This window comes from Paracoccus sediminis, from assembly GCF_900188295.1.
GTDB lineage: Bacteria > Pseudomonadota > Alphaproteobacteria > Rhodobacterales > Rhodobacteraceae > Paracoccus > Paracoccus sediminis.
In genome coordinates this window covers 61,920-83,824 of sequence record NZ_FZNM01000013.1, presented here as the reverse complement: position 1 = coordinate 83,824, position 21,905 = coordinate 61,920, and the positions used below count along the sequence as shown (strand labels likewise).

The window sequence follows — 21,905 nt, the reverse complement described above, 5'->3', positions numbered from 1 at the left end:
GCTGCCCGCGCTCGGAAAGGGATCGACGTCGCGCCACCATGAAGGGAACTGGGTGCGATCAGCGGGCGGAGCGCCCGACCTGCGGGCCGGTCGGAAGGGCGTGGCGCTTGGCGGGCAGCACGGAGCCACGGGGATCGGAGGTGGAGGTTACCGCACCGCGCTCGGTCCAGGCTTCGAGATCGTCGATGGCATAGACAACCCGGCCGCCGAGCTTGCGATAGGCAGGGCCGGTCCCGTAGGTGCGGTGTTTTTCGAGCGTCCGGGCCGAAAGGCTGAGAAAATCCGCAGCCTCCTTGGTGCGCAGGAAGCGCGGCGGCAAAACGACGGGTTCATGTGGCATGATCGGGCCTCCGGGCTGTTGGGAACGGCCACTGCGAGTCAGCGGCGGGACAACGACCACGGTGGCGGAGGGAGGCCGGCGAGTTGCAGGGCGAAGTTGATGGGTATCGAAATCGCCCACCAGCCCAGGCGTCGAACTACGCTAGCGTTGGCGACGATGACGCAGGAGTTTTCGATAGCCGCCCGCGACCATGGAATGGGCGTCGCGCAGAAGCGCCTTGATCGTGTGGCGGGCCGAAGACGCCTGCCATTCATCGCGGTCGAGCGGCCCGATCTTCAGGATGACTTGCGCGATTTCCTGCTGTGTGGCGCCCGCCCTGTGTCCGTCAAAGGCGCGAAGCATCCGTCGCAGGCGTATGCGCTGCTGCCGGGTCAGCCGCGTATCGGGAGGAATGGCGCGGCCATGTAGGGCGGAGAGGAAGCGGCGGACGGCTTCGATCCGGTCGAAGCCGTCCAGGCCGAGCGGAACGATGGCGACGGCGATCCTGTCGTCGCCGGCCGTGCAGTCGAGGATCTGCAGATGCTGTCCGTTGCCAATATCGAGCCGGTAGTCCTCATCCGTAGGTTGCGAGCGAGGATGGGCGCGCCAGATCACGGTAGCTGCGAGACCGATTTGCTCGTCAAATTCCGATGGCGCGTTCGCCAGTATGACGACGCTCGTGTCCTCCTGCGGAAGCCATAATACCTTGGCGTCAGGTGGCGCAGCCAGCGGATCGACGGGGAAATCGGAGTCCCCACCGCTGCCGGATTCGTTCGGTCAGCGGTTCGGGATCTCCCTGGCCAGAGGCCGATGCCTCAAAATCAGCGTCATAGGCATCGTTGCGGCGGAGCCACTCCCAAGCCAGATCGGATGGCGTCAGCACATCCAGATGCTCGTAGTCTGCCGAAGAACGCCAGGTAGATGCGTTGGGTGTCATCGGAGCCTCCCACGTCACAGCTCAGGAAGTTGGAGAGACTCTACGATTCCCGTTCGGGTTGAATTGAGGAAGCTGGGTCGGGATCAACAGGTGATGCGTCCCGCGCATCGCTATGATGTTCGGTGCTGACTTTCGCGGACCAGTTCGCGATAGCCGCGCTCGGTCATCCAACGCGCTCGTGCGAGATGCGCGTCATGAACGCGGCGGCTACGCTCGGGATCACGCTCTGGATCGAGATTGAAGAGGATTCGAACCGCTTCGCGCCAGTCGGCGCCATCGCGCGCTGCGTCGAGCAGGCGCATATAGAGCTTCATGTGTTCTCGATCATATGGTGTCAGCGTTTGGCTGGACGGTGGTTCGTCAAGAAATGTCTGTGTCGCTTGTCCCATCAGTCGCTCACGATCGGATAACGTATTTGTTAACCATCTCCGGCGGGAGATAGCCATTCTTTTTATGGGCAACGGGTCAATGCGCAGGCCACGACGCTAACCCGGCGTCGGGCTCCGCTCGTGCAGGAGCAAGACGCCTTCGCCCTTATCCGTTGACAGGAAAACGATGCCGGCCGCTTCGAGAGCGCGGCGAACCTGATCGCGAGTCGTCTCGAACACCTCAAGCCCATTTTGGGATTCGAGGCGTTTGAGTGCGGTCAATGCGACCTGGGCCTTGTCAGCGAGCGTCTCCTGTGTCCAACCCAGCAACGCGCGTGCGGCCCGTGATTGGCGAGCGGTGATCATACATGATCACCTCCCACCGAGACCTGCACGCACTCCAGAACTACGACTATAATAGTCGCTCTGCCTTCAAATTCCACTCGAAATTCGGCTGGAATCGTCGTGATCAACCTCGCAGTGGCGGGATAGGCAGCCATCTGATTCGGTCGGACATACGACAGCGTATCGGCGCGGCCAGAATGGCCTGGCCCAGGGAGAGGAGGATGGGTTTGGGAAGGAGGGCGAGGGAACCGTCGCCTCCTTCCCATGGGAGGGTTCAAGGGAGGGGCTTCAGCCCTTCCCTTGGGGAGGATGTTTGAAGGAGGGGGCTTGCCCCTTCCTTCATGGGAGAGCGTTGAGAGGGGCGTGCCCCTTTCATCAGCCCTGCGGGCCGGTCGATCCGGCCGGCAGGGCTTTGACGACGAAGCAAAGACGAGAGGCGGCTTTCGCCGCCTCTCGTCGAAGGGTCAGTCGGTATCCGGTCCCCAGAGCGGATTGCTCTCCGGGTCCTCGATGTGCCCGTAGTCCGGTTCGAAACCGCGAACCACAGCCCCGATCTCGTGACCGCCGATGCTCGTGCGCCCCTGCGCAACGAGGATGCTCACCGCAGTCGGATCGGCCTCGATGGCCCAGATCGCGTCCTCCATATCGTCGTGGGGACCGAGGTTTTCGATGGGGATAACGTCGCCATCCTCGTCGTAGCCGCCGTGCAGATACATCGGCGCCTCGGCCAGACGCTTTGCGGCAAGCTCGGCATCGCGGATAAGCCCGAAAGCCTGCTTGCGATCGCGCCAGTATTCGGCGCTGCCCCCGTCGATACGGATGATCTTTTGTTCGGTCATGTCATGCTCCTTTCTCTCGCTGACGGGAGGGTCGGGCACCGTAGCCGCGAGGGGTCAGGGATCGCGCAGCGACCGCCAGCGGCGGCGAGCGGGGGAGCCGATTTTCTGACGATGCCCTTGGGTATCGGCTGAAAATTGGGGGGACCGTGAAGTCCTTGACGCCGGAGTGGCTGGTGCATGATCCGAAGTCAGAGAGAGAAGAGCCCGCGGCCCCGACTAGGGGCCGCGACAATATTCGGTGGAACCGAAGGGGAGGTTTGGAGGGGTTTCCCCTCCATGGGTGGGGGAGTTTGAGGGGGCGGGGCTTTGCCCTGCACCTTCATGGGGTGAGTTTGAGAGGGGCGGCTTGCCCCCCTTTCATAAGCCCTGCCGAGCGGTCGATCCGGTCGGTATGGCTATTACGACAGGGGAAAAGGTGGCGAGCGGCTTCCGCCGCCCGCCACCTCGCTATCGGTATCGGTATCGGAAGTTGCTGACCGGGCGCTCGTAGATCTCGGGGTCGAGTTGCCCCGCGCCATCGGGGCCAATGCTGGCATCGCAGAGATAGGTGGTGAAGCGGATACCTGTCTGGGCAGCGATCTGCCGGAGGATGGGACCAAGGCCGGACAGATGCTTGTCCTCGACGGTCATCCATTCCGGGATCGGGCCATTGCACCACATGGCCGCAACGGGGTGGTGGTATCCGCCGAAGTCCGGGTCACCATCGACGGCATCCAGCAGATGCCAAGGATAGAACCCCCGGCCGCCGGATTCGAGATCGCCCATGCAGTCGCCGAGGGTCTGTTCAAGGGACTCGCGCACCGTCGGATCGCTTTCGTTCCGTAGCCGCCGCTGGACCTTTGCGCCCTCGCGGCAAGTCTTGAGATGGCCGTTGAGGGCAAGAAGCAGCTTTTCATGGAGGGACTGCGAAAAGCGAGTGTCGCACCTGAAGTAGTTCTTGCGCACCCTGGTTCTGATGCGGCCAAGCTTTCTTGAGAGATTGAGGAAATCGAGATCAGACATTTGTTTCTCCTTTCGTTCTGACGGGAGGAGCCTGCACTGTTGCCGCGAGGGGTCAGGGATCGCGTAAGCCGACCGCCAGCGGCGGCGAGTGGTGGAGCCGATTTTCTGACGATGTTCTTGGGCGTCGGCTGAAAATTGGGGGACCGCGAAGTCCTTGACGCCGGAGTGGCTGGTGCATGATCCGAAGTCAGAGAGAGAGGAGCCCGCGGCCCCGACCAGGGGTCGCGACATTATTCAGCGCAACGCCAAAGGGGAGGTTTGGAGGGGTCTCCCCTCCATGGGTAGGGAGTTGGAGGGGGCGGGGCGTAGCCCTGCACCTTCATGGGGCGAGTTTGAGAGGGGCGGCTTGCCCCCTACTCATTCGGGGAGCATCGGACCAAAAAGTGGTTTCCTGTTTTTGGAAATGATCCGATTCTCCGGCAAGGAAATCGGAGCGCCGGGCGCGAAGGCGCATGGCGTTCCGGTGGGGAATCTTGCGCTGAGCCGGCGGGCGCGACCCACCGTAAACATGGAAGGCCCGGCGGCTTGCGCCGCCGGGCCTCTGGCTTCCCGCTCAGAACGGGATGTCATCGTCGTCGATGAACTTGCCGTCGTCGTTCTCGGTCTGCTTCGCCCGGCTCAGGAAATCGACGGTCTCGGCGATGATCTCGCAGCCGTAGCGGTCGTTGCCCTCCGCATCCTTCCACTTCGTGTAGTGGATGCGGCCGCGAACCAGAACCTTCATGCCCGTGTCGCAATACTGCTGGACCGTCTTGCCGAGGCCGTTGAAGCAGGTGATGCGGTGCCATTCCGTGTCCTGAACCCGATAGCCCTTCTCGTCACGGACCACGCGGCCTTCCGAGTATTTGGGGCGCGACGTGGCGAGGCTGAAGTGGGTGATCGAGGTGCCGCCCTGGGTGGTGCGGGTTTCGGGGGCCTGACCGATGTTGCCGGCGAGGATGACGATGTTCTGCATTGTAAGTCTCCGTTGCTCCTCGGAGGGACCATCCCTCCGACGAGACCCGGCCAAGGCCGTCGGGAGACTCCCGCAACTGCCGCCCTTGCGGCAGCTCGCCCCTAAGGCCCGGAGTGGGGCGGGCAGCCGCGCTCGCGCGGCAACACGGTCCGGAGCCGCCGGGGTTGCTGGTGGAAACCGAACGGACTTAGGGGATCAGTCAGTCGGAGGGATTGGTGCCTTCGAGAGCCAATCGGGGACGCGCAGCAGAACTGGCATCCCTGCCGGTAGCAGCAGCGTGCTGGCCCTTGGAACCCGTATCCATGCCACCGGGCATCCCGATCTAACCCACTTCCCCGTCATGTTCACGCCCCGCTGGAAGGCTGTGTGGCCCGTGACGAGAAGGGCTATCGGGTCTGGAGCGCGGAACCGGCATCGCATCACCTGCATCAATGGCACGAGGTCAGGTCCGGCAGTATTGCGGCAAGGGTTTGAAGGTGATTGCGGCTGTGTTCACGAAATGAAGTGGAAGGATGCGGCTGGCCATCGACTGCACGGCGTCAGCGGGATTCACGCCGATGACCGGCTTCCAGAGCCGGGCAAAGCAGGTCGAGAAAGACGGCAGCGTGACCGCGATGACATGATTTCCTATTCTGAGCAGGAAGCCCGGAGCCCGGTGGTCCAGCCGTCGGGTTTCCATGAGACTGCGGGATCGCGCGCGCCGGCTCAGCGCGAGAACACCGACTCGCCGAGCGCGTTCAGATTGATGATGGCCGAGACGCCGATGACCAGGCCGCCCACGCCGCCCAGAAGGTTGAGCGCGAGGGTCGAGTCTATGGCGTTCTTCGTGACGCCATAGACGAGCGCGTAGCCAGCTATGACGGCGGGCACCGCGAAGAGGGCAAGCGCGATGAGGCGAAGAACAGGGTTCTTGGCAAAGCCCAGGACCGCGATCACCAAGACGATGGACAGCAGGGCCGCACCGAGCGCAGCGAAACCGGACATCAGGACGCCGGCTCCCGCGCCCCACGCGTATTGCGCGGCAGTAATGGCCGACATGACGGGCAAAGCGTAGATCGCGAGATTGTAGGCGATCACGCAGGCCGTGATGGTCAAAGAGATGGCGAGCAGGATCAACGTCATGGAAACCTCCAGCGAACGGTTGAGGATCACGACAGGCTGCCGGGAGATGCGCTCCGCCTGCGACTATTCTGCTTCGCCGGTTCTACAAGGATGCTCCAATAGAGGCTCGACCTCGCTTCCTGTCAAGGTTTGGCGGCTGAAAGCCGCCGAACGGCGGCGCTTACGCGCCGCCGTCGAACTTCATGACCGGGATGCCGAGCTTGCGGGCCTTGTCGGCGAGATTCTCCTGAATCCCGGTGCCGGGGAAGACGAGGATGCCGACCGGCAGCACATCCAGCATCGCGTCGTTGCGCTTGAAGGGTGCGGCCTTGCCGTGCTTCGTCCAGTCGGGCCGGAAGGCGACCTGCGGCACCTTGCGGTGGTCTGCCCAGCGGGAGGCGATCAGTTCCGCGCCTTTCGGGGTGCCGCCGTGCAGCAAGACCATCTCCGGGTGCTTGGCATGGACCTGATCGAGCCGCCCCCAGATCAGCCGGTGATCGTTGAAACCGGCGCCGCCGGTCACGGCCACCTTGGGACCGGCAGGCAGCATCACCTCGGTCTCGGCGCGGCGTTTCGCGGCAAGGAAGTCGCGGCTGTCGATCATCGCGGCGGTCAGGTTGCGATGGTTGACCATCGAGCCGCTGCGCGGCCGCCAGGCGCTGCCGGTGTGGTGTTCGAAAGCCTCGGCGGCGAGATCGCGGAAGAGTTCCATGCTGTTGCGCCGTTCGATGAGGGTCTGTCCCTCTGCCGTGAGGCGTTCGAGTTCGACCGACTTCACCTCGCTGCCGTCCTGTTCCCGCTGCATCCGGCGCTGCGCCTGCTCGTTGTCGTCGAGATCGCGTTCCACCCGGCTGGCGGCGCGGTGAAAGAGATTGACCGTCCCCCAGAGCAGCTCTTCGAGATCGGGCTCTAAGCGGGTGTCGCCGAGCGTCGCGACGAGGGCGTCGAAGATGTCGGTGACGGCACTGGCGACGGTATTGCCTTCGGGCAGCGGCCTGGGATCGGGTTCGTCCTGGAAAGGACGCCAGCCGTAGAGCTGGAGTTCGGTGAGGGCGTGATCGGTCTGGGAGGAGGTGTGGACCGGCTCGTCGCCTGCGGAATAGGTTTCGTTCGTCATCGGGAGCGTCCTTTGTCTGGAGACCGCGCCCATCGCGGCCTTCGCAGGCGTCGACGCGCACGGGCGGGACGGGTTGGCAGCCCTCGCCCACTCCGCGAGGGCCTCGATGGCCGGGTTCGGACTATTTTGACTTTCGCGATGCAAAGGCGGGGCTCGTCCCCGCCGGCGGAAAATAGTCCGAAAGCGGCCATTGCCTGCCCGGCCCGTTTGTGCGCCGATCGCCCTCTCAGAAGGCCGTGGGTGCGGGCCTCTCCGACGAAGGATGCGCCTGCCGATGGCCAGCGAACGAAACCGGCAGGCGACGAGTTGGGCCGCGCCTCCGAGAACGATTACATCCTCACCGCTCCATGAAACGGCGGATGTCCTCGGGATGAAGCTGATCCTTCAGGGCCGCCCTGAGGGCATCGGCGCCACGGCGTCGCAGATCATCGTTGAAGTCGCCCTCGACCGGCGTGAGCGTGACCGCCTCGATCCCGAAGCTCGCTGCTCTGGAGGCGAGGCTGTCTCTTGCGCCGTCCCCGGCCGGGTCGCGATCGCGCAGGACATAGAGCCGGCGCAGGGACGGCGGGAACAGGATGGCAGCGAGGTGAGCGGCTGAAAGCGCCGCCAGCATCGGCATGTGGGGCAGAACCTGACGGGGCGACAGCACGGTCTCGATGCCCTCGCCGGCTACGAGAACCTCAGCGGCAGTGTCGAAGCGGACTGCGTGGCCGAGAAGGTCGCCCATCGCCCGCCGCGGTGTTTCGACAGGTGCCTTGCCGGAACCGTCCGGGGCGAGCCAGGTGCGATGCGCGCCGGTCTGGTGGCCGGAGAGATCGGTGACGGCGGCGACGAGTGCCGGCCTGATCTCGGTGGGCGAATGCTCATCGGGCCTGTAATAGCACCGGGGATGGTAGCGCAGCGCGGCGGTGCCCGAGAGGCGGGTGATCGCCCGCCCGCGCAGGTAGATCTCCGCAAGCGTGCCGCCGATCGGCTGCGCCATGGCGAAGAGGCGGCGAGACGCTTCAGGCGAACCGGACGCCACGCTGGACGTGCTGCCGGTCGGCGTCTTCGTCTTCTCCGGTTCGGGATGCGGGAGAGCGAGGAAACGGCGCGCTTCCTCGGCCACGTCCTTGAAGTCGACGAGGCCAAGCGATTGCCGGATGATGTCGAGCAGATCGCCATGCTCCCCAGTGGCCATGTCGGTCCACTTCCCCGCCGCGCCCTTGCCGGATTCAGGCCCGGTGAGGCGGACAAACATGGATCGCCCAGGCGTGTTTTGCACATCGCCGACCAGCCAGTATCGTCCGGCGCGCTGGCCGGACGACAGATAATGGCGGCAGACCGCCTCGGCCTCCCGACCGAGACGGATCGCCAGTTCCGAGACATCGTGACGGGGCATCATGCTGCCTCCCGCTCGCCGATGCGCTCGACCGGCCAGCGGTCGAGAACCTTGCCGAGAACGGCAGGGCCAGTCCCATCGACCGGAACGAACATGCGCAGCTTCCATGAGATGATTTCGTGGAAGAGGCCATAGGCCGAGAGGCGCTGACGCATCATGTCGGTAAAGCCGGAGAGTTCGATCCGGTTCGCGCCCATGACGCGGACCCGCCGAAGCTGAAGGCCCTCGGCGAGATCGAGGATCGTCCGACCTTCCATCAGCGCCGCAAAGGCATCATCCGGCGTGACCGATGCGGTTCCGGTCTTGGTCGCGTTCGCGGCCCAGGCTGGAGAGACCTTCCGGCCGATGATGCGCTCGCCGGCGTCAGACTGGAGCCGATAGACGCGGGTGGAGTCATTGGGCAACCGCTTCCAGATCGGCAGCAACAAGCCCGTGACCATATGCAGGGTGCTGTCGGCAAACTCCGGCACTTCTGCAACCTCGGCCTCCCAAGCCGATGCGAAGACGTCCCGGTCGGCCTCGACCCAATGGGTTTCGCCCATCATTCTGACCGGGACGTTATGGGCCTCCATCGGCCGGATCAGGCGGACGCGGCGCTCGATCTCGCCATCATCCAGCATGACGCTCGTGCTGGGGATCTGCACCGCCGCGCGACCCGAGCGCTCGTTGATCAGCAGCTTCGCACGCGGATCATCGAGTTCGGCCAAGGCGGCGTCGAGCGTCACCGGCCGGTTGCGCTTGCGTTCGGTGATAGTCAGCAGGCTGGTCTCGGCCCCGGTGCGCGGATGGGTGTAGATCACCTGCCGGTCCGCCACCACGAAGCTTTCGGCGCGCAGCGTCTCCAGTCCGGCATCATAGGTGCCCGAGGCGATGGCGCCCTCAATCCGCGCGGTCAGAAGCTGCTCGAAGGCGGTGAACAGCACGCCCTGAAGCTCAATGGTCAGGGCGAGCAAACGGTTGAGAAACGTGGTGATCGCCGGCAAATCATCCTTGATGCCGTTCGAGTCCATCAGCTTCAGCCCCGTTGCGGCCTCGAACCGCTCCAAGCTGCATCCCTCGACCTTGCCCCGCACCAGCAGGAGATAGAGCTGGCGCAGCGCGTCGCGGGCGTAGTGGCTCTCCAGATTGTCTTCCGGGCGGAACAGGCCCTGACCGCCGGTCTGGCGCTGGCCGCGCGTGATCGCACCCAAGGTGTCGAGGCGGCGGGCGATGGTCGAGAGAAATCGCTTCTCGGCTTTCACATTGGTCGAGATCGGCCGGAACAGCGGCGGTTGCGCCTGATTGGTGCGGTGCGTGCGGCCAAGCCCTTGGATGGCGGCATCGGCCTTCCAGCCCGCTTCGAGGAGATAGTGGACGCGCAGCCGGGTGTTCTTCGCCGAGAGTTCGGCGTGGTAGCTGCGCCCGGTGCCGCCGGCGTCGCTGAACACCAGCACACGCTTGCCATCATCCATGAACGCCTGGGTCTCGGCGAGATTGGCCGAACCGGCGCGATTCTCCACGACCAGCCGGTCGATGGTCACGCTGCGCTTGCGAACGATCCGGCGCGAGCGGCCAGTGACCTCGGCCACGGTGTCAGTGCCGAAATGCTGGATGATCTGGTCGAGCGCGCCGGGGACCGGCGGCAGGCTGGCGAGGCTTGCGATCATCTCGTCGCGCCGCGCCACGGCCTCCCGGCTTTCGACTGGCTGGCCGTCGCGATAGACCGGGCGAGACGACAGGTTGCCCTCCGAATCCGTGAACGGCTCGTAGAGCTGGACCGGGAAGGAATGGGCGAGGTAGTCGAGGACATATTCGCGCGGCGACAGGTCCATTTTCAGGTCGCCCCATTCCTCGGTGGGGATCTCGGCGAGCCTCCGTTCCATCAGCGCCTCGCCGGTCGAAACGATCTGGATGACGGAGGAATGGCCCGCCTCCAGATCGCTGGTGATCGAGCGGATCAGCGTCGGGGTTTTCATCGACGTGAGCAGGTGCCCGAAAAAGCGCTGCTTGGCGCTCTCGAAGGCCGAGCGGGCGGCGGATTTGGCCTGCCGGTTCAGCGTGCCGGAGCCGCCGTCGCCGCCGGTGATGTTGGCGGCCTGCATCGCGGCATCCAGGTTGTTGTGGATGATGGCGAAGGCATCGGCGTAGCTGTCGTAGATGCGGATCTGCTCCGGGGTCAGCTCATGGTCGAGCAGCTCGTATTCCACGCCTTTGAATGACAGCGAACGGGCGGTGTAGAGGCCGAGGGCGCGCAGGTCGCGGGCCAGCACCTCCATTGCCGCGACGCCACCGGCCTCGATCGCCTCGACGAATTCCGCCCTGGTCGAGAACGGGAAATCCTCGCCGCCCCAGAGGCCCAGGCGCTGCGCATAGGCGAGGTTGTGGACGGTGGTGGCGCCGGTGGCCGAGACATAGACGACGCGGGCCTGCGGCAGGGCATGCTGGAGGCGCAGCCCGGCGCGACCCTGCTGGCTGGCGGCGACATCACCGCGTTCTCCCTTGCCGCCGGCGGCGTTGGCCATGGCATGCGCCTCGTCGAAGATGATGACCCCATCGAAGTCGGAGCCCAACCATTCGACGATCTGTTTGACGCGCGAAACCCTTTCGCCGCGGTCGTCGGAGCGCAGCGTGGCATAGGTTAAAAATAGGACGCCTTCGCCCAGAGTGATCGGCTTGCCTTGTAGGAAGCGCGACAGCGGCGTGACCAGCAGCCGCTCCATGCCGAGGGCGCTCCAGTCCCTTTGTGCGTCCTCCAGCAGCTTGTCCGACTTCGATATCCAGACCGCCTTACGCCGCCCTTGCATCCAGTTGTCGAGGATGATGGCAGCGGATTCCCGGCCCTTGCCGACACCAGTGCCGTCGCCGACCATGAACCCTTGGCGGAAACGGATGGCACCCTCGGCCTCCTCCGGCGCGGCGGACAGGCTGTCGAGCGTGTCATCGACCGTCCAGGCCCCGGCGAGGAAGCCCGTATGGGCCTCGCCGGCATAGATCACGGTTTCCAGTTGCGCCTCGGACAGCTTGCCGAGAATGTCGGCTGGCAGCATCGGCCGGTAGCTCGGCTTCGGCGGCGCGATGCTCGCCATCGACGCCGATTGCACGAGCTGGGTCGGATGCGCCTGCGCGCCGGCGATGCGGATGGTCTGGAGACCGTATTCCTCATAGATCGCATCGGAGAGGCGGCCGTCTTCGGCCGGTGCCCAATCGACGGTCTCATAGGCGAGCGGCACCCCCTCCGGCTCGGCCAGCGGCGCGGCGGGCGCAGCCCTCGCCGTTCGGTTGACATAGCCGCGCACGGTGCGGGGGACGGCAGGCCGCGCGATCGGCACGGCAACGCCGGGATCGACCGGCAGCCGCGCGGGCAACTGATCCGCCAGCCAGCCCATCAGCGTCGCCACGTCCGGCGCGACTCCGATTGCTGTCGGAAACACCGCAGGGTCGTCGGCGGGCAGCTTGTCGATGACGGTCAGCCGGGTTGGGATCGTGGTGCCATGCTTGGCATAGACCGACCCATCGACTGCGGCGGAAAAGGTGACGCGGCCGCGCTCCTGCAGCCGGGTCCAGGAGGCGGTCCATGCCGGATTGTCGGCGGCGAAGCTCGCCCCGGTGATGGTCACAAGCCGCCCGCCGGGCGCAAGGCGCGCCAGCGCCGAGGCGACATGGCGGAAGGCGGCATCGGCCATGCGGCCCTCGACATTCACCATGACCGAGAACGGCGGGTTCATCAGCACGACGGTCGGGACCAGGCCGGGATCGAGGTGATCGTCGATCTGGGCGGCGTCGAAGCGGGTCACGGAGAGGGCCGGAAAGAGAGAGGAAAGCAGGCCGGCGCGCATCTCGGCGAGTTCGTTGAGGAGCAGCGTGCCGCCGGCGATCTCGGCCAGAATGGCGAGGAGCCCGGTGCCGGCCGAGGGCTCCAGCACCCGGTCGGCAGGAGTGATCGCCGCCGCCGTCACCGCCGCAAAGCCAAGCGGGATCGGGGTGGAGAACTGCTGGAAGGTCTGGGCTTCCTCCGACCGGCGTGTATGCGTCGGCAGGAGCCCGGCGATCTTGCCGAGCTGCGGCAGGATAGCCGCCGATGACCCGGCTCTGCGGAAAAGCGCAGCGCCGTATTTGCGCAGGAAGAGGACGGTCGCCGCCTCGCAGGCATCATAGGCGGTCTTCCAGTTCCAGGCGCCGGTGGCATCGGAAGCGCCGAAGGCCGCTTCCATGGCGCCGCGCAGGGTTGCGGCATCGACACGCTGACCGCGTTCGAGATGCGGCAGCAGGAAACCGGCAGCGGTGAAGGTGGAAGCAGCCGTCTCGGCGTCATGGTCGAGTGGAAGCGGCGCGGCGGCGGAGGCCGCCGCGGAAGCAGAGATCATGTTCATCGGAGATTCCTTGGGAGAGCGGAATAGGACCGAGCCGCACGGCGCTCTCTCTCGACCGCACCGGCTCAAATCCCTTCCGGTCGCTCTCTCCCTCTCAAGCCGTGGCGTAAGCAGGCATGAAACAAGCGCCCGGCCGAGAGGCGGAGCGCTTGTCGGGGTCAGCCAAAACGGCGTCCGGCTTTGGTGAAGGTATATTCGTTGGCGGTGATGGTCTCATCCACCGCCTCACCCGAGGAGAGGTAGTCGTATTCGCGCTCAAGCTGGCGGTAGAGCCAACGGGCCAGATCGCGCAGCGCCTCAATCACGATCTCCTCGGCATCGGCGGTCATGTCCTGATATGTCTGGCTGTCGCGTTCGACGGAAATCGCCATGCAATACTCATGGTAGTAGCGACCACGATGGCTGGCCTCGGCGCGAAGCTGGTAGAAATTGCGTCGCTGGATTGCCTGAAGGGCATCGGCGATACCGTGCAGGGCCGTATCCTGCGGTGCATGGGATCGAATCTCGGCCGAGGCGTTCTTCCCATAGGAGTAGAACCCTTCCCAACAAGCGCCATCGCCTTGTGACCAGAAGCCTGAGAAGAAGATGCGCGGCTCCCGCCGCGAGCCGCCGCCATACAGGCGCACGGTGCGGGTCTTGAAGCGGATGCCGAGGATTTCCGCGATCCGCTGGAAATCCTCATAGACCGCATCATACCAGTCGTAGTCGAACCCGCCTTCGCGATACCAGGCGCGGGCCTTGTCCTTCGCCGTGTCGGAAAGCTCGTCGAGCCGATAGACCGTGGTTTCGATGATCTCAGGCATAGGGATCACCTCCGTCCAGGACGATCTCCAGCCAGCTGCCGCTATAGATCCAGTCCACGGTCTCGCCGGTGGCGAGATCGAGGGCATGCGCGCCACCACCGAAGGCGTTGACCCTGGCTTGCGAGCAGGCGGTCGCATACTGGAAGCCCCAGAGGCCCGACAGGCCGAACGCGGCCGCGCAGCGTTTTACGAACTGGATCACATGCTCGGGATCGCCGGTCTCATCGTCGCGCATCCAGAGCTGGGTGCCGCCATGCTCAGGCTGGATCGACAGAATGAATCCTTCCGAGGGAGGGTCTTCGGCAGCGTTTTCCTCTGAAAGTGCGTTGTAGAGGTCGAGCGCGCGGGCGGCGTTTTCCGGGGTGCCTACGTCGAGCAGGCAGGAGAAATGGGTGAAATAGTTAGCCATGTCGGACTCCTGAAACGAGAAAGCCCGGCGCGCGGCCGGGCGAAGATGTGGAAGAAGGTGTCAGGCGGCCTGGGGCAGATGGAGAAGCTCCGCCGCGGTCTCGCGCCAGTAGGGATCGACCAGTCGGGCCTCGAGCAGGCTGGCGCGATAACGATGATCGCGGGCTGCGCTGTGATCGACCCGACCGGAGGCGGCGAAGGCCAGCCCGCGCAAGCGGCTGGCTTCGGTGATGATGCGGCGGGCCTCCACGTCGGAGACGACGGGCTGCTGCCAGAGGACGATTCCTGCCCGGATCTCGCCACCGAGAACCAGGCCGAGATCGCCGTCCTGAATGACGACGATACGCGGGTGAAAGCGCAGCGTGTCGTCCGCGCTGACACGAATGTCGCCGCGCGCGACGCGCTGGCTGGCAAGGATCATGGCTTCTTCGGCGGATGCGGATTGACCGATGACGACCGTGCGGTCGAATTCATCGGCCTCGTCGAGGCCCTCGTAACCGGCCGTGCCCATGCAGGAGAGGCGCAACGGCAGCTTTTGGGCGTAGCGCAGCCGGGGCAACACCTCGCGCGTGATGACGTCGCCGACCAGGGTAAAACCGGGGTGGTGGGAAAGGGTCATGGGGTTTGCTCCACGACGGGCGGCGGAAGCCTCTCTTCCACCTGCAACCCGTCACGGCCAACCGACCCACCCTCTCACTCTCCTGTTGTCGGGGTGGATCAGCACCACGGTTCGCGGCGTCCCGCCCAGGTTCGGGCCAGTCCCTCGCTGACGAGAATGTCTCCGACGTCTCGTCCCTCGACGCGGATCGCCGCCAGGGTCCGGCCATAGCGGTCGGTTCCCTGGTGCAGGATTTCGATCCGCTGGCCTTTCAGAAGCTCGGCCAGCCTGATCTTCGATTGCAGCGCGAGGTCGGTTTCATACGCGCATTGCCCCTCGATCTCGGGGGCGTCGATGTTGAAGATCCGGACGGCCTCAGATTGCCGCGTCGTGCCCAAGCGAATGGAATCGCCGTCCCAGACGCGGATTTCGGCCGGTTCGCATGACGCCGTGCAGAGCAGAATGGAAACGACAATATGGCTGAGCATGGCGAATGGCTTTCATCTTGATGGAGCGAAATCGGCGTGATCGCCGACGGTTCTTTCCGATGCGGGTCGAGATCGCAATGCCGTCCGGCACGCAAGCGGCAATCGGCGGCGATTGTCGGGAGAAGGCCCGACTGCGCTTGGGCACCGGGCCTTGGGAGTGAGGCGCTTTCGCGCCTCAGCTCCACGGATCGAGTTCCAGCTTCACCATCTCCTCGTCGCCGTCGAACTCGTCGGCCGGCATGGCGGAGTGGGTTCCATCTCCGGCCTGAAACACGACGATGGAAACCATCAGCGTGGTGGCGAGGCTGGCGGCGAAGGCGGTGGCATCTGCATAGGACATGGGTTCCGGCTCCTGTCTTGGGAGGCGGGGGACCATCCCCCGCGCGACAGGCGCCCGAAGTGTCCGACCGGATCTGCAATCACCCTCGCGCGTTCGGCTCGTCCGAATCCGCGAGGGCGGCACGCTCGCGTAAGCCGACCCCTCGTGGGTTGATTGACAAAGAGACGGTCGGACCAAGGTTCGCGAATGGAAGCGGGGGTGGTGCTTCGCCTCTGACAGGATGCCGGGAATCCCGTCATAGATGCCCCGCCGCGCCAGCCTCGTTGCCGGGCTGATCTTCAGGATGTGTTTCAGGCTGGAGATGGAATCCGCTGTCCCGCTGCGAGAAGCTGACGGCGCAATGGTGACGCTGGACCTCGATCCGTCGCTGGCTGCGCGGCGATACCCCGATGGCCCGGTCTGCGCCAGGCACAGGCGTAAGGGCTGCTCAGTCCCATAGCCCATCGGCGATCTCGCGGGCGATAATTGCCCGAGCCTCCATCATCACGTCGTCGCCGGACGTGTCGATATGACCGTAGAACCGTGTCCGGGCGCCGTGCGCGCTCCAGTCCGCATAGCGGCAATATTCGCACCTATCGAGCCGGAAGGCGCGCATGTCCTCGGCCCAATGAGGCTTCGGCTCCACGAAGACGGTGACGCCGCCGCGCGTTTCCTCCCACGGAAGCGATCGCTCCATGGGAGGGTTGCGGCGGTCGTCAGCGAAGATTTCATCAACCGTCATGATCATGCGCCACCACCATCGGCGCTTGGAACGGGGCTGTCCGGATCGGTGGAATCAGGAGGATCGCGTTTGATTTCACACGCCTTCGTCCAAAAGAACTCGTCGCGCTCCAACATGCGCTCGAAATACACGTCGCCGATCTGGTCGTCGGGCGGCAGATCGTCATCGAAGGCGTCAGTCCACCATTCTTTGGCGATCTCTGTGCGCCAGTGCATCGCCTCTTCGCTGTCGAGAAAAGCGCGCACATCGGTTCCATAGCGATGTTCATAAAGGGCGACATGAACAGTCTGAGGAATGGGCTGGCCGGGGTTGGGATGGTTGTCGGATGGCATGATCCTGTCTCCTGAAAAAAAAGGCCCGGCCGGGGCCGAGCCTATATGGGGTGGGGAGTAAGCGGGGCGACCGAGACCGCCCCGCTGGTGCGCGTCACTCGGCGGCGACCAAGGCCACCGGATCGTCGGCGGCATCGGCCGCGTTCTCATCGTCACCGGCGAGGAAATCGGGCAACGCCATGCCATTCTCGTCCTGATCGGCTGAGCCATCCACGGCCTGCGCGTCCACGGTGGGGCGCAGCGGCTCCGGCAGCCAGCCGGTATCGGCCAGAAGCCGCTCGGCCTCCTTCGCCATGTCGCCCTTCTTGAGATGCGCGATGAGATCGGCCGCGCGATCGCCGGCGCCTTCACGCACCGCTTCGAGGATGCGAGTCTTGGTCACGCGGCCGAGGTAGTTCTCGACCGTGGGTTTCCAGCCGGCTTCGACAAGATCGAGGCCGGTGGCCTGCGCCAGCCGTTCGGCCTCGGCCATGCGGCGGTCGAGACCGTGCTGCGAGATGCCATTCCCCGAATAGGGGTTCGGCCGCTCATAGAGCGCGTTGACGCCGAAGCTGACGCAATGGGCGAGCAGCGCCAGGCGGCTGGCATCGTCGAGGCCGTCGATCCAGCCCCAGAGCCTGTCGTCATCACCGGAGGGAATGTCGCCCCGCCAGGCGTCCGCGCGTTCGTCGATCATCTTCGCGGCGGCACTGTCCGCGAGCCCGGTCGCATCGGCCGGGAGATAGATGTGACGCACGGCGGCATAAAGGCTCGTTCCCGAGGTGGACGTGCGCTCGAAGGTATCGAGAACCAGCTTGTGCAGCAGGGCCGTCATGGCGACGTGCGGATTCTCGGCGAGCGCATTGCGCAGCGCCAGCGTCCGCCATGCGGTCAGGTCCGTCACCAGCCGCTCGGGCAGCGGTTTGACAGCATCGTCCTCTTCCTCGTCGGCGTCCGGGACCGGCTCGCCGCCGACAGTGATGACGGCGCGCTGCACGGCATCAGGGTCGGACGGGTCCGCGCCCTCTCCGGCATCCTCGCCATCGACCGTCTCGGGTTGCTCATCCTCGCGGCGGACGTAGCCGCTGCTGACGATCAACTCGCCCTCGCGGCCGATACTGACGAAAACACCGGCACGGGCGATGTCTTCCGGCGCGAAGGTGACGGGCCGGTTCTCGAAGGCTTCCAGCTCGGCCTCGATCTCCCCGAGACGCTGATCGGCCTCATCGGGGAGGTCGTCGGCTTCGGCATACTTGGCTTCGAGTTCGTCATACTCGTCGCGCAGCGCCTCGCGCGTGGCGCGCTCCTCTTCGGTCAGTTCCTGGGTCACACCGGCCAGCTTGCGCAGGCCGTTGGTGTGGCCGTAGGGCAGCTCGACCGCCGCGTCGATCCACTTCCAGCCTTGACCGGCGATCTCGTCGGCAATGGCGCGCAGCTTCTCGTCGACCAGGCGGTCGAGGAGCGTGACGTCCTGCAACCAGCCGCCGTTTTCCTCGGAGAAGAGGTCGCGCAGCACCGGGCCGCCCGCTGTCTCATAGGCTTCGACGCCGATAAAGCGGGCGCGCTTATCGGCGGCCGGAACCGTGGTCTCGGTCAGCATATTGCGGATCTGCCAGGGCTCCTTCTGCCACGACGTGCTGATGCGCTCCCAGACCTGATGCTGGCGCTCGTGGTCGGGGTTGACGGTGAAGGCTTCCAGCATCGCCAGCGTCATCTCGTTGCGCGCATAGGCATCGTGTAGTGTCGGCGCGACGGTGGCGAGGCGCAGACGCTGCATGATGTAGCGCGGCGTGGTCCGCCAGGCGTCGGCGATCTCCTCCTTCGACATGCCCATGTCGAACATCCGCTTGAACGCCTTGAACTGGTCGAGCGGATGCAGGGCGAGGCGCAGCAGGTTCTCGGCCAGCGAGTCGTCGACGGCCGAGGTCTTGGCGTCGGCCTTCTTGACGATGCAAGGCACAAGCCCTTCGGCCGGGAAGCGACCGGCTTCCACAAGGCGCGCGATGGACCTGTAGCGGCGGCCGCCTGCGGGTGTCTCGAAATCGCCGGTCTCATTGCCGTCCTCGTCGAATACGGCGCGGACATTGAGACCTTGCACGAGATCTTCCCGCCGGTCGATGTCATGGGTCAGGTCGTCCAGGCCGGCCTCCACGTCGATCTCGCGGACGTTGCTATCCGACAGTCGGATGCGGTTGAACGGAATATCGCGCGCCCGCGAGAACTCGATCATCTGAAGGGCGGGCTTCTTTTTCTTGGCAGCTCGGGCCATGGTGGTCATCTCCGCGACGGGCGGTCGTGAGCCTCTCTCTCGACCTCCAACCCGTCACGAAGCGAAGCGCCGCCCTCTTACTCTAAGAGGGCAGCGCTGTCGCAAGGACACGGGCTATTCAGCTTTGGAACAGCTCGTCAGTCGGCCTCGGCAACATTCGCGTTCGGGTATTCCCGCCGGTCGAAGACCGTGGCGGGGCCATGATCAGCGTGTTGAAGGGCGCCCTCTATGAAGAAGTGCTGCGGATCGAACCCTTGGTAGAAGGCATCGACCGCGGCATCCTCATCCTCTGCTTCGACCTCCTGGACGAAGCAGACCCACATCGCCCGCCGCTGGCGGACGAAGTAGCGGTTCATGGCGGGGACGCACTCGAATACCTCGTTGATGTCGCCGTCCGTCGCGGCGGCTTCAAACTGCTCGACGGCATGATTCCGGTCCGCGGCCTTGCACAGCCAGAACTCGTTCTCGGCGCCATGGCAGATGAGGAAGGTTTTCAGGGGCGTGGGTGACTGAATAGCAGGCATCTGCGTTCTCCGTGGCGGGCCGCCGGGAGCCTCTCTCCCGGCACCCAACCCGCCACGACCCAAAGCGCCGCCCTCTGTCTCCAGAAGGGCGGCGCTGCGAGCCGGAAAATCGCAAAGCCGGAAATCCGGCTATGTGCATCGGCGAGTTTCAGCAGTCACACCCCGCACATGCCCTCGCATTCGTTCGGCCAGAGGTCGAGCTGGCCATGATCGGCGGCTGTCGAAAGATCGGCCAGATCGAGCGGGACGGCGGAACGGTGAAGATAGACCTCGCCGCGAATGCCCCGGAAGCCCGTGCGGATGGCGGCATCGACCGACACGGCATCGGTCCACCCTTCGGGATCGTGGTCACGCATATGCCGCCAATAGGCATTGGAATGGAACGGGCAGCCGATGCAGGCGCTCTTGGGCGGGAGAGGATAGCCATGCCGCTCCAGCCAGCGCAGGCAGTCCTGGCGGGTCATGCCCCGTTCGATCAGGGGCCAGCGGTTGACCTGCCAGTCCTCAAACGAGGGCTTCATGCGCAACGCCTCGTCGAGAGAAATCCCGATCCATTGCTCGGCGACTGGCGATCCGGGCGAGCGGCGCCCCGCAATGCCAAGGAGTTCGCGCACCTTCCGCCGGATTGGGGTGATCTTGTAGTCCTTGGTGCATTGGCGGCGGATCATGCCAATGCTGATCCGCTCACCTGCCAGGACGCGGGAACCGACAATGACGGGTTCGCCGTTCTCGTCTTCATCATAGACGGGTAGTTCAGTCCCAGCGGGCGCGACCGTGCGTGTGAAGGCGGGGATCGAGGCCCACCGCTCGCCGCGTGCGCCGGTGAGCAGATCGGCGCGGATATCCCCGGCCGAGACGATATGGATGGGGAATGGCAGGACATTCGGCGATCCCAGCCAGGCAAGATGCTCATAGACCGCGTTCGGCTCCCAGCCGGTGTCCGCGAAGATCGCGCAATCCGGCATCGGGCCGATCTCGCCATGGGCAGCCATGAGGGCGAGCGTGGTCGACTGGACGCCGGCGCCGAGGCTGAGGACACGCAGGCGGATCTCGGCCGCCTGCGCAGGATCGGGGATCGAGCCGGGAAAGGCGAGCGCGTTCATCATGCTGCCTCCCGCTCATCGTCGGCCGCACCGAGCCCGTCCGCATCTGGCAGGAAGGACAAAATCCAGTCGGCCGCTTTGCTCGCCTGCGAGGCAGCGCGGACGACGGCCCGGTTGTCCTCGCGCAGCACTTCGAGCCAGGAGGCGATGTAATCCGCATGGCGGACGGTCGGCACAATGCCGAGGGAGGCACAGCAGAAGGCGGCCGAGATTTCCGCCACCAGCTCCTCGAAAGCGTATTTCCTGGTGCCGAAGGAACCGGAAAAATCGCGGTTCAGCCGGGACGCATGGCCTGTCGCATGACCCAGCTCATGCAGGGCCGTCCGGTGCCAGTTGATCGGCTCGAAATAGGCTTGCGGCGGCGGAACGACCACATGGTCGAGGGCCGGGACGTAGTAGGCGCGGTCGCCGCCGATGCGGAAGTCGATGCCGGTCGCCTTGATGAGCGCCTCGACCCTCGGCTCGACCAGTCCGGATGGCGGAGGCGGCATGGCCACGGCAATGTCCTCGGGCAGGCCCTCGCACTGCGCGGTGTTGAACACCGTGAACCGCTTCAGGAACGGGATCTTCCCCGGTTCCTCGCCGGTCTCTCGCGCCCGCCGCTTCTCGTCCTCGGGCGTGAAGCGATCGGCATAGACGACGGTTGTGCCGCACTCGCCCTTGCGGACATTGCCGCCGAGCGAAAGCGCCTGGCGGAAGGTGAGCCAGCCCTGTCCGGGGAAGCCGTGCTGGACGACGGCGCCCCACAGGATGAGGATATTGATGCCGCTATAGGCGCGGCCGGTGCTGGCGTTCTGCGGCAGGCCGAGCGGGGCCTGGGCCGTGGCCTTGCCCCAGGGCTGGACCCAAGGAAAGCGCCCGGCCTCAAGCTCGGCGATGATCTTGTCGGTGATCTCGTCGTAAAGGTTCGCCCGATCCGCGCCGGAACGGGGGGTATGGTCGTATCTGGACATCGCGGTTCTCCGCGACGGGCGCCGGAGACCTCTTCTCCAGCCCTCAACCCGTCACGGCAAACCCCGTCTGCACTCTCACTCTAAAGCGGCGCTGCCGCCGATCACGGCGGCGCGGTGCCGTGCCCAACCGCAAGTTCGTCCGTGGTCGGCGGTTCGAACATCTTCGACCAAGCGAGAAGATCGTTCGGATCGACAGCCGCATCGGCAGGCGCATCGCGGTTGCGGGCGATGATCCGACGCTGCAACTCCTCGACGGGGACGTCGAGATAGTGAAGCCGGGTCTCGCAGCCGAGCGACTGCGCAACCGCCCGGTAGGAATCGCGCTCCTCTCTTGACCAGAAGCCGTTCTCCAGAATGACGTCGTTTCCGGCGGCCAGAAGGCGTTGGGCCAGACGCCATTGCAACTGCTCGACACGCGCGCGGCCGCCCTCGTCGTAGAGCTGGAATCCGAGCGTGGACATCCATTCATCGGGAGAGAGGCGAAGCCCCTTTCCCTGATTCTCAAGCTGCCGTGCCAATGTGGTCTTGCCCGAGCCGGGAAGCCCACAGATGAGATGAAGTATAGGCGTTGGGACACTGTATCGCGAGGCGAGCGCGTCCACCACATCACTGAGTCCGGCTGAGACCTACCCAGGGGGCGTTGCGGGGTCTCCCCGCAGAAGGGGGTGTGCCGG

At 65.2% G+C, this 21,905-nt stretch carries 24 protein-coding genes; all 24 read right to left on the bottom strand.

Annotation, left to right across the window (positions count from 1 at the left end):
- Positions 1-58: 58 nt before the first annotated feature.
- The 24 genes from CHB77_RS15025 to CHB77_RS14905 all read right to left on the bottom strand — a co-directional run bounded on the left by CHB77_RS15025 (position 59) and on the right by CHB77_RS14905 (position 21,833).
- Positions 59-340 carry a helix-turn-helix transcriptional regulator gene (locus CHB77_RS15025; RefSeq protein ID WP_080620491.1) on the bottom strand — a complete coding sequence of 94 codons (282 nt, stop codon included), beginning with the start codon at positions 338-340 and terminating at the stop codon, positions 59-61.
- A 141-nt stretch (positions 341-481) separates the two neighbouring features.
- A complete protein-coding gene (locus CHB77_RS15020) occupies positions 482-934 on the bottom strand; it encodes a DUF2285 domain-containing protein (protein WP_226341155.1) in 453 nt (150 codons plus the stop codon).
- Between the two features lie 97 nt (positions 935-1,031).
- The gene (locus CHB77_RS18695) at positions 1,032-1,256 is read right to left on the bottom strand and encodes a transcriptional regulator domain-containing protein (protein WP_080620489.1); all 225 of its coding nucleotides are present in this window, start codon (positions 1,254-1,256) and stop codon (positions 1,032-1,034) included.
- 110 nt (positions 1,257-1,366) lie between these two features.
- Positions 1,367-1,645 (bottom strand): DNA -binding domain-containing protein, encoded by a 279-nt coding sequence (locus CHB77_RS15010; protein ID WP_080620488.1) that lies wholly within the window; start codon positions 1,643-1,645, stop codon positions 1,367-1,369.
- Between the two features lie 96 nt (positions 1,646-1,741).
- A complete protein-coding gene (locus CHB77_RS15005) occupies positions 1,742-1,990 on the bottom strand; it encodes a helix-turn-helix domain-containing protein (RefSeq protein WP_080620487.1) in 249 nt (82 codons plus the stop codon).
- A 443-nt stretch (positions 1,991-2,433) separates the two neighbouring features.
- Positions 2,434-2,808 carry a hypothetical protein gene (locus CHB77_RS15000; RefSeq protein WP_080620486.1) on the bottom strand — a complete coding sequence of 125 codons (375 nt, stop codon included), beginning with the start codon at positions 2,806-2,808 and terminating at the stop codon, positions 2,434-2,436.
- Between the two features lie 447 nt (positions 2,809-3,255).
- Positions 3,256-3,810 carry a hypothetical protein gene (locus tag CHB77_RS14995; protein WP_080620485.1) on the bottom strand — a complete coding sequence of 185 codons (555 nt, stop codon included), beginning with the start codon at positions 3,808-3,810 and terminating at the stop codon, positions 3,256-3,258.
- 553 nt (positions 3,811-4,363) lie between these two features.
- Complete coding sequence (locus tag CHB77_RS14990; protein ID WP_080620484.1) at positions 4,364-4,765, bottom strand: single-stranded DNA-binding protein; 402 nt, start codon at positions 4,763-4,765, stop codon at positions 4,364-4,366.
- A 705-nt stretch (positions 4,766-5,470) separates the two neighbouring features.
- The gene (locus CHB77_RS14985; RefSeq protein ID WP_080622747.1) at positions 5,471-5,887 is read right to left on the bottom strand and encodes a hypothetical protein; all 417 of its coding nucleotides are present in this window, start codon (positions 5,885-5,887) and stop codon (positions 5,471-5,473) included.
- Positions 5,888-6,047: 160 nt separating this feature from the next.
- Positions 6,048-6,983, bottom strand: a complete 936-nt coding sequence (locus tag CHB77_RS14980) for a DUF2493 domain-containing protein (protein ID WP_080620483.1) — start codon at positions 6,981-6,983, stop codon at positions 6,048-6,050.
- A 337-nt stretch (positions 6,984-7,320) separates the two neighbouring features.
- Positions 7,321-8,364 (bottom strand): DUF7146 domain-containing protein, encoded by a 1,044-nt coding sequence (locus tag CHB77_RS14975; protein ID WP_080620482.1) that lies wholly within the window; start codon positions 8,362-8,364, stop codon positions 7,321-7,323.
- A complete protein-coding gene (locus CHB77_RS14970; protein WP_080620481.1) occupies positions 8,364-12,713 on the bottom strand; it encodes a strawberry notch family protein in 4,350 nt (1,449 codons plus the stop codon). Before CHB77_RS14970 ends, CHB77_RS14975 begins: the two co-directional genes overlap by 1 nt.
- Positions 12,714-12,871: 158 nt before the next feature.
- The gene (locus CHB77_RS14965; protein ID WP_080620480.1) at positions 12,872-13,516 is read right to left on the bottom strand and encodes an antitoxin of toxin-antitoxin stability system; all 645 of its coding nucleotides are present in this window, start codon (positions 13,514-13,516) and stop codon (positions 12,872-12,874) included.
- A complete protein-coding gene (locus CHB77_RS14960) occupies positions 13,509-13,925 on the bottom strand; it encodes a hypothetical protein (RefSeq protein ID WP_080620479.1) in 417 nt (138 codons plus the stop codon). The genes CHB77_RS14965 and CHB77_RS14960 overlap by 8 nt, the downstream gene beginning before the upstream one ends.
- Before the next feature lie 60 nt (positions 13,926-13,985).
- Complete coding sequence (locus CHB77_RS14955; protein ID WP_080620478.1) at positions 13,986-14,543, bottom strand: hypothetical protein; 558 nt, start codon at positions 14,541-14,543, stop codon at positions 13,986-13,988.
- Positions 14,544-14,641: 98 nt separating this feature from the next.
- The gene (locus CHB77_RS14950; protein ID WP_080620477.1) at positions 14,642-15,010 is read right to left on the bottom strand and encodes a thermonuclease family protein; all 369 of its coding nucleotides are present in this window, start codon (positions 15,008-15,010) and stop codon (positions 14,642-14,644) included.
- Positions 15,011-15,185: 175 nt separating this feature from the next.
- Positions 15,186-15,350 carry a hypothetical protein gene (locus CHB77_RS14945; protein WP_164871400.1) on the bottom strand — a complete coding sequence of 55 codons (165 nt, stop codon included), beginning with the start codon at positions 15,348-15,350 and terminating at the stop codon, positions 15,186-15,188.
- Between the two features lie 427 nt (positions 15,351-15,777).
- Positions 15,778-16,077 carry a hypothetical protein gene (locus CHB77_RS14935; RefSeq protein ID WP_080620475.1) on the bottom strand — a complete coding sequence of 100 codons (300 nt, stop codon included), beginning with the start codon at positions 16,075-16,077 and terminating at the stop codon, positions 15,778-15,780.
- The gene (locus CHB77_RS14930) at positions 16,074-16,403 is read right to left on the bottom strand and encodes a hypothetical protein (RefSeq protein WP_080620474.1); all 330 of its coding nucleotides are present in this window, start codon (positions 16,401-16,403) and stop codon (positions 16,074-16,076) included. Before CHB77_RS14930 ends, CHB77_RS14935 begins: the two co-directional genes overlap by 4 nt.
- Before the next feature lie 94 nt (positions 16,404-16,497).
- Positions 16,498-18,651: a ParB/RepB/Spo0J family partition protein gene (locus tag CHB77_RS14925; RefSeq protein ID WP_080622746.1), complete on the bottom strand. Its 2,154-nt coding sequence runs from the start codon at positions 18,649-18,651 to the stop codon at positions 16,498-16,500.
- A gap of 137 nt (positions 18,652-18,788) precedes the next feature.
- Positions 18,789-19,175, bottom strand: a complete 387-nt coding sequence (locus CHB77_RS14920; RefSeq protein WP_080620473.1) for a hypothetical protein — start codon at positions 19,173-19,175, stop codon at positions 18,789-18,791.
- A gap of 155 nt (positions 19,176-19,330) precedes the next feature.
- Positions 19,331-20,281: a hypothetical protein gene (locus CHB77_RS14915; RefSeq protein WP_230382924.1), complete on the bottom strand. Its 951-nt coding sequence runs from the start codon at positions 20,279-20,281 to the stop codon at positions 19,331-19,333.
- Positions 20,278-21,231, bottom strand: a complete 954-nt coding sequence (locus CHB77_RS14910; protein WP_080620472.1) for an ArdC family protein — start codon at positions 21,229-21,231, stop codon at positions 20,278-20,280. The genes CHB77_RS14915 and CHB77_RS14910 overlap by 4 nt, the downstream gene beginning before the upstream one ends.
- A gap of 101 nt (positions 21,232-21,332) precedes the next feature.
- A complete protein-coding gene (locus tag CHB77_RS14905) occupies positions 21,333-21,833 on the bottom strand; it encodes a P-loop nucleotide/nucleoside kinase family protein (protein ID WP_089389013.1) in 501 nt (166 codons plus the stop codon).
- Positions 21,834-21,905: the final 72 nt, after the last annotated feature.